The following is a 13,847-nucleotide window of genomic DNA, read 5'->3' as shown; positions in this document are numbered from 1 at the left end:
TGGTTTGATTCGTTTGATTGTTTGATTCGTTTGGTTTGAGAGGGTTGATTTTTTCTGACGGTCAAGTTTTGAACTGGATCAACCGCCGTGCTATTGGTTCATTGAGCTGGGCGTTGCCGACACCATCATGAGAGGTCGGTGACCCACGTTTGGTAATCCGCGAAGGCTGGCCGCGCTTGCTTGGCGGCCAGGGCCGTCGGGAAGTAGCCGAATACGCAACCGCCTAAGCCGCCGCCGGTCAATTTTGCGCCCCAAGCGCCAGCCACGCGCAACCGCTGGATCAATTGATCCAACTGGGGCAGACTGACCTGCAATTGCTGCAAGGCTTGTTGATTGGCGTCCAAAAGTTCTCCCAGTCGCCGCTGACTTGCTTGGCGGGCCTCAGGTTGGGTTGGTTGTTGTTGCAATAGCAGCCGGATCTGCGGGGTGATCTGACCAATAGCCTGCATCAGGGCTTGCCATTGTTGCGGTTGCGCTTGCCGTAACGCCGCCACTTGCGCGATTGCCGTTCCCGTTTGCCCAGTCAGACCGCTGTCCACGATCAATAACGCGCCTGGCAAACGCAAGTTCAATGCTTCTGGCATGTGTCCGCGGCGGAAGTAGTAACCCTGAGCCGATCCCACCACTAAGGCATCCAATCCACTGGGATTGCCATGCTGGATTTTCTCTTCTGTGGCGATCAGTGCCTTTTGGCGGGCAAGCGATAAGGTCGAGGGAAATTGAACCGCCAAAGCCGCGACAATCGCCGAAGCAATCGCCGCGGACGAGCCCATGCCCCGTTCGAAGGGGATCGCGCTGGTCAGCGTGACTTGCATTGCTGCCGGCAAAGGTTGCGCCGCCGGAAAGTAGGCGAAGAAGGCCGCGAACAGTCCCTGTAAATTGGCGAGTTCCGCCGGGGCAAGCGCCAAGTCGCCCTGATAGAGGTCAGACAGCAAGGTGACGCTTGGCGCTCGGCCTGCTTGCTGGCCTTGACTGCTGATTTGCGCGGTGACCTTGATAGCCCGCAGTGGGATCGCGATGCCAGGAATATCGTAAACCACCGCGTGTTCACCTGCCAAAATCAATTTGGCATGACTGGCGCCCACGCTAGTTTGGACTAGCGGCCACTGCTGTGGTGTGGTTGATTCTGGGGAAGTAGTGCTCAAATAGATCCGCCTTCCTTGATTTAAGATCCGCCAACCGCTGAAATCATCCGGAGCTGGCGCTTTTTCTTATTCGATTATAGCATAGGCGACCTAGGATATTCATTAATTGCTAATCTTTCACTTTCGTAAAATATTTGAATTTTCAACGGCGGCTCCGTTTCACCGCCGCAGGTCACAACTAGACGGCCGCCGTGATCACCCAGTTGAAAATAACGGCGGCCCCGCGCAAATTAAACCAATATTATATGCTAAAATAAGATAAGTTGAGATGAAATCATGGAGGTGCCCGCATGTCTTTGAAAATCATTTATGGGTTACAGCAAGATAATGTGACCGGAGAAATGTACCAACAAATCGGCCAAGCTTATCAGCGTTCGCCGGAAAAACAATTTATCTGTTTGGTGCCCAACCACATCAAATTCAGTAGTGAGGTGCGAATCTTACAGGCGATCGGTGCCAGTGATCCACGCCTGAGCAGTAATGGTCTGATTGCCAGCAGCCGGCTACAGATTCTGTCGTTTTCGCGACTGCTTTGGTACTTCTTGCGGGATGATCCTTACTATCAGCAGCCCCAACTAACGGCAGCTAGCCAGGCCATGTTGTTGAGCGAGCTGCTGAATCGGGAACGGGCGCAATTTCCGATTTTCTACGGCGAGCGGCGACGAATGGGCTTTCTAGAGCAATTGGGGGCGCAGTTGACCGAACTGGCTCAGGGGGAATTCAGCCCCACCGATTTGCAGCAAGCGGCGACCCAGTTGGCGACTCAAGGGGTGCCTCGCTCGACCACGGCCAAATTACAAGAATTAAGTCGGATCTTACAACTGTATCAAGCGGAGATCGCCAGTCATTTCGTGACCAATGAACAGCTGATGACTTATTTGATCGCTCAGGTGGAGCAGCGTGATTTCAGTCAGTTCGAAATTTTCATCAACGGCTTTTCTGAATTCAACCAGCAACAGTTGAGCTTGATCCGTGGCTTCTTACGTCAGGGCGCGACGGTTTATTTGACGTTATATCTCCCGGCGGCCACGAGCCAGATTCCTTATTACTTCGATAGTTCTTGGCGGATTTTGAAACAATTGGGCTATGATTCATTGGCTGATTTAGGGACGGCGGCGCTGTTTCCGGCCAGTCAGAAGCGCTTGAGTCCCGAGTTGCAGCTAGTTGAAGATTTCTGGATCGCCAGCAACGCCGGCATCAAGGTGGCACCACCAGCCACCTTGGCCCAGCAGAATCTTCAGGTTTGGCAGGCTGACTCGTTGACCAGTGAGGTGCGGGGTGTGGCCAATTATATTCGCCAGTTGGTGGCCTTGCAAGGCTACCGCTACCGTGACTTTTTGGTTTTGGCTGAGGATCTGAACGTTTATTCGGCTACGATCGAGGCGCTTTTCCGCCAAAACGAGCTGCCTTTCTTTAGCGATCAACAAACACCGATGGCCAACCATCCTTTCGTTGTCTTCATTCGCAGCTTATTGGCCTTGAGTCAAGGTAATTTCCAGCTCAATGACCTTTTGGTGCTGCTGCGGACGGAACTGTGGCGACCGGAAGCCCAATCGTTGACCGAATTCCGCCAACACTTGGACTGGTTAGAAAACTATGCGTTGGCGTTTGGGTTGCGGAGCTATCACTGGTTGAACGCGACGCCTTGGCCAATGGCGGGACCGTATGTCAAGCATCCCGTTGACCCGGCGCCGCAGAGTTCGCCTGAGCAATTGGCCCAACAGGCCGCCATCGAAGAGCTGCACCAGTTCTACGGGCAAGCGCTCAAGCAATGGCAACAAACTGTTAAGCACGTGACGCAAGGCGCCCAGTTCGCCCAAGCGCTGTTTGAATTCCTGAAGCAAAATGGCGTGATCGCCCGGTTGCAGGAATGGGCCCAGGCTGACGTGACCGCCAACGATTTGGTGTTGGCCCAACGCCCGCAGCAAACCTACCAGGCCTTTATTGGCTTGTTGGACGATTATGTGCAGGTGTGGGGCGCCCAGCCCTTTGACCTCGCCTTATTCACCGATCTGTTGAACGCCGGGTTCAGCAATACCGAGTTTGCCCAGATCCCGGCCACTTTAGACGCGGTGCTGGTTTCCAAAATCGGGATGGTCCAGACTCAGACTCAGCGGGTCACAATTATTTTGGGAGCGACGCGGCAGAACTTGCCCAGCCTGACCCAAGGGCAACAATTGATCGATGATCAGGAACGCCAATTATTGAACCAACTGCATCAAGAACCAGGTGAGCCCCAATTGCGCCAAGCCAGCGTGGAAAGTTCGGCGGATCTGCCTTTACGCTACGCTAATATTTTCTTCAGTAGCAACGAGCGGTTGATTTTCACCTATCCTAGTCACAATGACCAGCAAGGCGCCCAAGAATTATCGCCTTATGTGGCCCGGTTGCAGCAGCAATTCAAATTGGGCGCGCCGGCCTATTTGGCGGATCACCCACAATTGACGCCAACGCGGCAGCAACAGCCGGCCTTGGGCTATGCCGCGTCGCGCGCGGGGGTCGCCGAACCCTTATTGTTACTGGCGCGCGAGGCGCAAACAAAGCAGACGGACTTGCCTGCTGACTGGCAACGCGTGGCCGCGATTCTCTTGGCTGGTCCTGCCGGCGCCTTTTACCGGCGCTTGTGGCGGAGTCTGAGTTATCACAATCAGGCTGTCAATCTTGAAGCGCAAAACGTCGCCTTGATCTATGGCGACCATTTATTTAGCTCGGTTTCGCAATTGGAGAGTTTCTATACGAATCCATACGAATTCTTCCTGAAATACGGCTTACGCTTGCGGCCACGACAACGCTTTGCCGTTAATAGTGCTGATACTGGCACCTATTTCCATGACTATTTGGATCGATTCTTGAAGGCAGTGGCGGCGACGGATCAGCCGCTTGCCCAGTTGACGGCCGCCGAACTGACCCAGATCACAACACAGATCCAACAGACTTTGGCCGAAGATCCCCGTTATCAATTGCTGAACGGTCCTGGTCAGATGCATTATTTCGCCCGTCGCTTGGCCACGACCAGCGCCTTTATGGCCAACGTCTTGCAAGAGCAGGCCAGTCACTCGTTCTTACGGCCTGCGAAAACCGAGATCCAATTTGGCCAGATCAGCGCGCCAGGGCAACTGCCGGCGCTGGATTTCAAGTTGCCTGAACAGCGCGAACTGTCAGTACGCGGGAAGATCGACCGCCTTGACGTGGGCCAGTGGGGCGGGGATTGGTATTATCAGATCATCGACTACAAATCGGGCCAGAAGAAATTTGATTATACCCGCGTTTTCTACGGTCTATCCTTGCAGCTGTTGACTTATTTGCAAAGTGTCCAAGACAATCGCCAACAACTGGCGCTACCTGAGGCCACGTCTATCGGCGCTTTTTACCTGCATCTGTCGGATCAGAAAATGACCTATAAAACCGGGCTTGACGACGCCAAAGTGCTCTTGGCGCAGATTCTCGATGATCATCGCTATAACGGGATCCTTTTGGAAAACACCACGGCGAAAGAAGCCACCACAGCTGAGTCGCTTCAGGCCAACCAGGATTATTTGGCCGCGCTAGACCCGGCCAATCAGGCCAGCAAGTCCAGCCTGTATCCGCGCGGTTTCAGTAAGGCGAAAGGCTACGCGGTCACCTCGGATAATGGCTTCCCACGACCGCAATTACCAGAATTATTAGCGTTCAATCGGCATTTATTGACCCAAGCGGCGATCGAGATCTTTTCTGGAAAATTGCGGATCGCGCCTTATCGGATCGGCGCCGACGAAACCGGATTGCAGTACAGTGATTTCAAGGGGATCATGATGTTTGACGCGATGTTACCTGAGAATCAATATCGCCAATTGATCACACTTGATAAAACGGATTTCTTAGCAGAATTAATGAAATTTACCGCCGCCCAAGCGGCCAAGGAGGGACAACCTCATGCCTAATTTTACCCAGCAGCAACAAGACGCGATTCGTCATCACGGTCATGATATTCTCGTGTCAGCCTCGGCCGGCTCCGGCAAAACCACGGTCTTGGTGGAACGGTTGATCACCGAGATTTTGGAGCAGGGGACAGATCTGGACCAATTACTGGTCGTGACCTTCACGGACGCCGCGGCGGCCGAGATGCAGGCGCGGATCCGCAAGGCCTTAGAACAAGAATTGGCCCGTGCCCAAGCCCCCGAACAACAACGGCTCCGCAAGCAAATCAACTTATTGGCGGCGGCGCAAATCAGCACCTTACACGCCTTTTGCTCGCAGGTGATCCATAAATTCTATTATTTACTGGATCTGGATCCCAGCTTCCGGTTATTGACCGATGACACCGAGCGGCAATTATTGATGGAGCAGGTTTGGGGCGAATTGCGAGATCGTTATTACGACGCGGATGACCGTGAATTCTTTGACTTGGCGGACCAATTCGGCAGTGATCGTTCTGACGACGGTTTGACGCAAGTGATTTTCCAATTGTATTATTTTGCCATCACTCGACCGGAAACCGGGCAGTGGCTGACCGGTCTGACCCAGAATTATCAAATCGATCAAACAATTGATAGTAGCCTGTTTTATCAGAAATGGTTGGCGCCTTACTTCCGGCAACGTTGTCAGCAGTTGCAGCAACAATTCACGGTCCTGGCGCAAACCGCGAAACCGATCATCAAGGCCGAAGTCGTCACCGAACCAGCGGCGGCTAGTTTAGCGTTGCTGACGGCGTTGTTGGCCCAACCCCACCCAACCTACGCGGATTTCAAGAACACGATTGCCGGCTTGCAGTTGCCTGCCCGCTTCATGAAGGCGTTAAAGAAGAACGGGGAGGTGATCACCGCCGCCGAAACAGATACCCGGTTAACGGTCAGTCGGTTATTACAAACGCTCCGGGAAGATCTGAAGAAGTTCAGTGGGGATTATTTCCAACGCTCCGAAACGCAAATTGTCGCCGATCAGAAAAAAGCCCAACAAGTGGTTCAGACTTTAGCCAAAATCACCACCGAATTCATTTCGGCTTATCAAACCGAGAAGCGTCGTCTGAAGGCCTTGGACTTCAACGATTTGGAACAATTGACTTGGCAACTTTTGAGCTATCAAGACCCTCAAGACCAAACACGGCCGGTTCGCGATTACTATCAACAACGGTTCCACGAGGTGATGGTCGACGAGTATCAGGATATCAACCCGTTGCAGGAAGCGATTTTGCAGACGGTGTCCCAACGCGATCCAGGTAATTTATTCATGGTCGGGGATGTTAAACAGTCGATTTATGGCTTTCGCCAGGCCGACCCGCGGAAGTTTCTGGATAAATACGCGGCCTTCAAAGCAACGTCCAACCCAGGTGAGCGGATCATTTTGGCCGAAAACTTCCGCTCGGCCGAGAACATCAACGCCAGCACTAATTTTATCTTTGAGCAATTGATGCACCATGATCTGGTCGAACTGGATTATGATGAGGACGCGCAACTGAAAACCGGCGCCACCGCCTATCCAGCCAGCTTGGGCACCACCACCGAATTGTTACTATATGAAGCTAAAAATAGCGGCGCGGCCGCGGAATCCGCAGGGATCAGTCCCGAAGCCTACGCCGCTTTTGATAAAAAGCAGGCGACGATCGCGATTTTGGGACGACGTTTGCAACAAATGCACGCCAGCGGCTATCAAATCTGTGATGGCCCTGATCAGCCGCTACGTCCGATGGCTTATCGGGATGTGGCGATCCTGGTGCCAACCCGGGCCAATAATTTGGAAATCGTCAATCAATTGGCTGAATTTGGAATCCCCGTGTATGTGCAAGATGCCAATGATTATTTCCAAACGACCGAGATCCAAGTGATGCTGGCACTGCTGGCGTTGATCAACAATCCGGAACAAGATATTCCACTGGTGACAGTTTTGCGGTCACCGATCGGTGATTTCGATGAGAATGATCTGGCGGCGATCCGCGGGCGCCAACGCACAGGTAACTTCTACCAAGCGCTGCAAGCACTGGCGGCTTTAAGCGTTCCAGCCGCCGAAGCAATTGACCCGGTGGCGGCAGAACAGGCAACGACAAGCCAGACCAGCGAACCCGGTCAACTTAGCGATCAACTGCGGACGCTGGCCAAGAAGTCGCAGGACTTTTTGGCTATGTTACAGGACTTTCGTGATTATAGCGCGCAACACAGCATCGCCGAATTGGTTTGGCGAATTTATCAAACCACCGGTTATTTAAATTATGTGGGTGGGATGCCTGGCGGTTTGCAACGCTCGATGAACTTGCACGCCTTGTATCAACGCGCTTTTGTCTATGAACAGTCCAGCTTCAAAGGGCTTTATCAATTTATTGACTTCATCGCAGAGATGCAGAGTCATCAGCAGGACTTGGCCCAAGCGCAAGTAGGCGATGCCGATCAAGACGCGGTTCAACTCATGACCATCCATGGCAGTAAGGGGCTGGAGTTCCCGATCGTCTGCCTTTATGATCTGGACCATGGCTTCAATAACAGTGACTACACCAAAAACGCCGTCGTGCTTGATGGCCAGCTGGGGTTAGGGCTGAAATATTATGACCGTCAAACGCGGATCAAATATCCGACCTTGATCGACACGTTCATTCGCCAACAGCGGCAACAGGGGAGTATCGCCGAGGAAATGCGGAAACTCTATGTGGCCTTGACTCGGGCCAAGCAGAAATTGCTGCTGGTCGGCGCGATCGACACTTGGGAGAGCACCTTAGCGAAATTCGAGAATCCGGAAGCGGAGCAAACACCGTTACTACCAGTGACACTCCGAGATCCCAGCAAACTTCATAACTTCTTAAGTATGATTTTGCCCGCGGTCCTGCGCTCACCGAAGTTGCAGATCAGCGGTGGCAGTGATCAAACCGATAGCGCCGCCAAAATCGCCCTGAATCAGGCCGATTTCTTGATCCACTTGTACCAAGCGCCAGAATTGATGCAAACGATCCAGCCAAGCATGGCCGCACCGAAAACGGCACCTACCACCTTAACTCATTTAGATGAGAAGTTGGCGGCGACCATCACGAAGTTGCTCGACTTTCAATATCCGCACCAAACCGCCACTCAGACGACCGCCTATCAGTCGGTTTCCGAAATCAAACAAGCCTTTGCCGATCCCGATCAATTTCAGTTGAGCTTCTTGCCACTAGCCACCGGTCAGACCGCGGCTAGCTTACAACCGGCCGCAGCGAACGCCAAAATGGACGAGCCCGTGGCATCTAGGCAGCCCGCCCCAAGTGGTCGCTATTTGGACCAAGAGTTTCCGGCGCCGGCCTTCTTGACGGCGACGCAGGAAGTCACTGGCGCTCAAATCGGGACCGCGACGCATCTTTTGCTACAGCGCGTTGATTTGCGCCAAACGATGACTTTGGCTTATTTAGCTGGCCTGCGTCAAGAATTGACCACGGCCGGCTTGATCGATGCTGCGGTGGCTGCACGGATTGACTTAACAGCCGTTCAAAATTTCTTCGCCACTGACTTGGGTCAACTCCTGCAGGCGCCTGAAAATCAAGTTTTTCGTGAGGTGCCGTTCTCGCTATTGCTGCCGGCCCAGGCGATTTTCGCCATGCCAGATGAACCCGAGATCCAAAATCTGCTGGTTCATGGTATTATGGACGGGTACGTGATCACGCCGGATGAGGTGATTCTCTTCGATTATAAGACGGATCATCTTGGTAGTGGGCCAAATCAAGCTAAGCGCTTAGCGGCCCTGATTGAGAAATATCGCGGTCAACTGAATTTATATGGCCAGGCGTTAAGCAGTATTTTGCAACGACCGGTTTCACAACAGTATCTCTATTTCCTGAGCGCGAATAAATTGGTGGCGTTGACGGGAAATAATTTGACAGCGTGATTTATTGGAACAATTATGGAATGAATGGAGGTGAGGGTGGTGAACACTCGAGATTATGCGGTGGTGGATCTTGAAACGACCGGGACCCAGCGTGGTGCTGGCAATCGAATCATTCAATTTGGGTGCGCGATCATTCATGATCGGCAATTGACCGAACATATTTCGCTGGATCTGAATCCCCAGCGTGAAGTGCCCTTGGAGGTTCTCCAGCTAACCAAGCTAGATCCGAAGAAGCTTGAGCAGGCGCCAACTTTTAAGGAAGTGGCCGCGACCCTCCAACAACTTTTAGCAAACAAAATTTTTGTCGCCCATAACGTGAATTTCGATCTTCCTTTTTTGAACGAGGCCTTTCAAGATGTCGGCTTGCCGCCGCTTCATGTGACGGCGATCGATACCGTGGAGTTGGCCCAGATCATGTTACCCCAAGCGGCCAGTTATCGGCTGCAAGACTTGAGTCAATATCTGAATATCACCCACAAACATCCTCACCAAGCGGACAGTGACGCGATCGCCACTGCCAAAATTTTGCTGCTGCTCCTTAAGCGGATCGACCAAGTACCTGGTCCTGTCTTGCAACAACTTGGTCGCCTCGGCCGCTATTTGAGCCGGGAGACCGGACAGGTTTTCCAGCGGGCGGCTTCGCGGCGGCATCAGCAACCGTTACCCGATCACTTGGTGCAAGTGGGTGAATTGGTCTTGCGGCGGCCCTTACCAGCGGCAACCAGCCAGCCGCTGGGGCCCGTCGCCCAGTATCCGGAAACATTCACGGCGAAAATGCAACTTTGGGGCAAATTATTACGCCCGCGCCAAAGTCAGTTCAAAATGATGGACTTTATTCAGCAACATCGCCATGAGCCGGCAGGGCGGCCGTTGGTGATCGAGGCGCCTACGGGGATCGGGAAATCGCTGGGTTATTTGCTGCCGTTATCGTACCAATTGACAGCGGCGCCCACGCCCTTGCGGTTAGTGATTACCACGCCGACCACGGTTTTACAAAACCAACTTTATCGACAAGCGGTGCCCTTACTCAATGATTTGCGGCAAACCCATTTCAGCGCGGCCATTCTAAAAAGCGCCAGCCACTATGTTGATTTGGATCGTTTCACCCGCTACTTGCGGCAGGGTCCGCAGAATCGTGGTTCTGTCATCAATGAAATGCGCCTGTTGATCTGGCTGATGCAAACCAAAACCGGCGATTTAGACGAGCTCCAAATGACGAATTACGAAACTGCCTTTTTCCAAAGCATCAACCATTTGCCGCAACTGACCGCCAGCAGTCCCTACGCCGCGGTCGACTTTTGGCGGCGCATCGTCACTCAAGCGGCCCAGGCGGATATTACCATCACCAATAACGCGTACTTGGCCCAACATTTAGCTGAGTTCACAGCCGACCAGCAGATTTTGGTGGTGGATGAAGCCCAGCATTTCGCCGATGATCTGACCAACAGTTCGCACCATTACTTCTCGGTGATGCGCCTTGTTAGCTGGGCGCGCCAAGCCTTGGAGTTGTTGCACACCCTGATTGATAATAATGATGTGGAACCCACGTTGGAACAAAGTTATTTGCATTTGACCGAGACGCGTAGCTTGCTGAATTTGTTCCAACAAGAACTCTTGACCTTGAATGATTCGGTGCTGCTCTTGGCCCACGCTAGCTTTATTACCAAGCCCGTTTATTTGGATCTGACCGCCAATCCGGATGAGCGCCAACGTCTGATCGGAACCTTGCGTCAGACTTGTCGCGCCCTCGATCATTATTTGGAAGCCAGTTTCGCGCTGGAACAGAACTTCAGCGCCAGCCAATTGCAGTCTAGCACCCGGCAAAAAGTCACCGATTGGCAGCGGCTCAACACCAAATTGGAGCGCGGTCTCGATCAGTTAGAAAATGCGCAGACGCGTTTGCAGGAGCAGGCCTTTAGCGAGTTCGGATTTTATTTGGATCTGGATGATGATGGCATCAATTATCGCTTCAATTGGTTGGCACGTTCACACGAAGTCATGCGTCAGGCCCTTGACCAGCAGTTTCCCCGCCAAATTTATACCGGCGCGTCGTTAGCGATCGGCACCGATTTCAGCTATTTCCTGAAACAATTGCATTATCAGCGCCAGCAAGTTGACCTTTTACAATTACCATCGCCTTTCGATTATGGTCAAAAGGCCGAATTGGTCACCCCCGCGACCACTTATTCACCCTCCGAGAATGGCGCCGACTACGATCATTGGTTGGTGGCGGTGATTTTGCCGATCCTGCGGAAAACCCAGGCGCAGACCTTGATCCTCTTCAATTCATTGGCCAGTGTCAAGAACGTCTACTACCCCTTGCAACGGGTTTTAGGTGGGGAGCGGGAGATCATGGCCCAGGGGATCACCGGCAGTAATGACAAAATTGCCAAACGGTTCCGGTTTACCAATAACGGGATTTTATTGGGTTCGCAAAGTTTCTGGGAGGGGATCGATTTCCCGGGGCAACAACTATCCTTGTTGATCATTACCAGGATCCCGTTTGAGTCCCCGAAAAATCCGATGACCAATTATCGGCAACAACAACTGGCCAGTCATGGCTCCGGCAGCCCCTTCTGGGATGACGGCCTGCCCCGAGCGGTCTTGAAACTCAAGCAAGGGTTCGGCCGGTTGATTCGTTCGGAAGACGATCGCGGTTTAGTGGTGGTTTTGGACGAACGCCTGGATGAAAGTAGCTACGCCGGGATCGTTCAACAGGCCTTTCCCGCGGGCCTCCCTCGCGTCAAGCTGGCTAATTCGCTCTTACCCGACCACATTCACGATTTCCTTAAAGCCTAGGCGGTCGCCGAACTGGCGCGACTGAAACCAATCGGTAAACCTTAAGTTCAGCTAAAAAAAGGAGTATTTACCGACTTAACGTTCCAAAGCCGGGTTTTTTTGCTATAATAATTTCAGTGACCCTTGGCTGCTCAATACCAGCCACCTTTCTGGAGCTGATCGGGAAGGTGCAACTGGCTGAGGCGGCGAGGCGGGACTTTTTCAAAGGAGTGAACCACGATGACGCGACGGCGCAAACGCACGATTTGGATCAGTGTTCTGGCAGCCGTGGTTTTACTGGTGGGTCTGTATTTGGCGACCATGATGCCGCGGATCAGCGCGCAACGGCAAACAGAAGCCATTGCTAAGAAGGCCGGGAATTTGACGCGCACCACTGACTTTATGATTTATCACCGCCAGCAGACTTATTATGCGGTGGCTGGCTATAATCAGAAAGACCAGCTGACCTACGTGATCGTCAATGGCAAAACCGGTAAGATCAAGGTGCTGGCGGCACGCCGGGGGTTGACCCAGGCAGCTGTCCGAGCGCAGGTCCAAACGCAACAAGCTCCACAGAAAATCTATGGGATCAATTTAGGCATCGATGCGGGCGAACCAGTTTGGGAAGTCGCGACGAAGAAACGTAATGGGCGACTCAGCTATCGCCTGGTTGATTTCTATACGGGCAAGACAGTCGATTTGATCGATAACTTATAATTTGTAATGGGTTGAAGCAAGATTAAATAAAAGTTGGGAGTTTTTAAGATGGTACAAATCATTCGCATCGACGAGGCTAAAGATCACGTTGACGAAGAAGTTAAAATTGGCGTTTGGCTAACAGACAAACGCTCCAGCGGAAAAATCGCCTTTCTGCAATTACGTGACGGGAGCGCCTTTTTCCAAGGGGTGATCGTCAAGAATAATGTCGCGCCGGAAGTCTTCGAAGCGGCCAAAGAGATGCATCAGGAAACAAGTTTCTGGGTCACCGGCACGATCCATCAAGATACCCGTTCGCATTTCGGTTATGAGATCGAAGTCAGCGATATTGAGATCATTGGCGAAAGCAACGATTATCCCATCACACCGAAAGATCATGGGATCGAATTTCTATTGGATCACCGTCACCTCTGGCTGCGGTCGAAGCGGCCCTTCGCAATCATGCAGATTCGCAATGAAATGATTCGGGCTACCTATGAATTCTTCAATCAAGAAGGATTCATCAAGATCGATCCCCCAATTCTAACTGGCTCGGCGCCAGAAGGGACAACCGAACTCTTCCAGATCGATTACTTCGATCATGACGCTTACTTGAGCCAAAGTGGTCAACTTTACATGGAAGCTGGCGCGCAGGCGTTTGGCAAGGTCTTCTCCTTTGGCCCAACTTTCCGGGCGGAGAAATCAAAGACTCGGCGGCACTTGACTGAATTTTGGATGATCGAACCGGAAATGGCTTTCACGCACCAAGAGGAAAGCTTGGCGGTCCAAGAGAAGTATATTGCCTATCTGGTGCAAAGCGTGTTGGATAATTGTGACTACGAGTTACATTTATTAGGTCGCGATCCGGAAGTTCTGAAGAAATATACCAAGTTGCCTTATCCGCGGATCAGCTATGATGAAGCGGTCAAGATGTTGCAAGATCATGGCACGGATATTAAATGGGGCGATGATTTTGGCGCGCCGGACGAGACCTTCTTATCCGATCAATTTGACCAACCCGTCTTTGTTCTCAACTACCCCGTGGCGATCAAACCGTTTTACATGAAGAAGGCGCCTGATCGTGATGACGTTTATTTATGCGCGGATTTGTTAGCGCCTGAAGGTTACGGCGAGATCATCGGCGGCTCCGAGCGGGAAACGGACTACGAGGTCTTAAAGCAACGAATCTTGGACGCTGGTCTGAAGGAATCTGATTACGATTGGTATTTAGATTTACGCAAATACGGCAGCACCCCTCATTCCGGCTTCGGCTTAGGTTTTGAACGGGCGATCACTTGGATCTGCAAGTTAGATCACCTGCGTGAGGCGATTCCGTTCCCTCGGATGATCAATCGGATCGAACCGTAAGCAACCAGCGCAGGCGGCAATTTCGCCACTATTTTAAAAAAG

Annotated in this window: 6 protein-coding genes; 5 read left to right on the top strand and 1 reads right to left on the bottom strand. The window is 52.3% G+C overall.

Annotated elements, in window-relative coordinates; translation table 11 throughout:
- Positions 1–125: 125 nt before the first annotated feature.
- The gene (mvk, locus tag EKM94_RS00560; RefSeq protein ID WP_164511037.1) at positions 126–1,145 is read right to left on the bottom strand and encodes a mevalonate kinase; all 1,020 of its coding nucleotides are present in this window, start codon (positions 1,143–1,145) and stop codon (positions 126–128) included.
- A 290-nt stretch (positions 1,146–1,435) separates the two neighbouring features.
- Here mvk and EKM94_RS00555 point away from each other — a divergent pair, with 290 nt between their 5' ends.
- The 5 genes from EKM94_RS00555 (at position 1,436) to asnS (ending at position 13,805) form a co-directional block, all read left to right on the top strand.
- Positions 1,436–5,065: a PD-(D/E)XK nuclease family protein gene (locus EKM94_RS00555; RefSeq protein ID WP_125595890.1), complete on the top strand. Its 3,630-nt coding sequence runs from the start codon at positions 1,436–1,438 to the stop codon at positions 5,063–5,065.
- Positions 5,058–8,963, top strand: coding sequence for a helicase-exonuclease AddAB subunit AddA (gene addA, locus EKM94_RS00550; protein WP_125595887.1), 3,906 nt, complete (start codon positions 5,058–5,060; stop codon positions 8,961–8,963). The genes EKM94_RS00555 and addA overlap by 8 nt, the downstream gene beginning before the upstream one ends.
- Before the next feature lie 39 nt (positions 8,964–9,002).
- Positions 9,003–11,762 carry a helicase C-terminal domain-containing protein gene (locus EKM94_RS00545; RefSeq protein WP_164511036.1) on the top strand — a complete coding sequence of 920 codons (2,760 nt, stop codon included), beginning with the start codon at positions 9,003–9,005 and terminating at the stop codon, positions 11,760–11,762.
- A 219-nt stretch (positions 11,763–11,981) separates the two neighbouring features.
- On the top strand, positions 11,982–12,458 hold the full coding sequence (locus EKM94_RS00540) for a cell wall elongation regulator TseB-like domain-containing protein (RefSeq protein ID WP_125595881.1): 477 nt from the start codon (positions 11,982–11,984) through the stop codon (positions 12,456–12,458).
- A 48-nt stretch (positions 12,459–12,506) separates the two neighbouring features.
- Positions 12,507–13,805: an asparagine--tRNA ligase gene (gene asnS, locus EKM94_RS00535; protein ID WP_125595878.1), complete on the top strand. Its 1,299-nt coding sequence runs from the start codon at positions 12,507–12,509 to the stop codon at positions 13,803–13,805.
- Positions 13,806–13,847: the final 42 nt, after the last annotated feature.

The organism is Lapidilactobacillus achengensis (assembly GCF_003946655.1).
In the GTDB taxonomy this organism is placed as follows: Bacteria; Bacillota; Bacilli; order Lactobacillales; family Lactobacillaceae; genus Lapidilactobacillus; species Lapidilactobacillus achengensis.
This window is presented reverse-complemented; position numbering and strand designations above follow the sequence as displayed.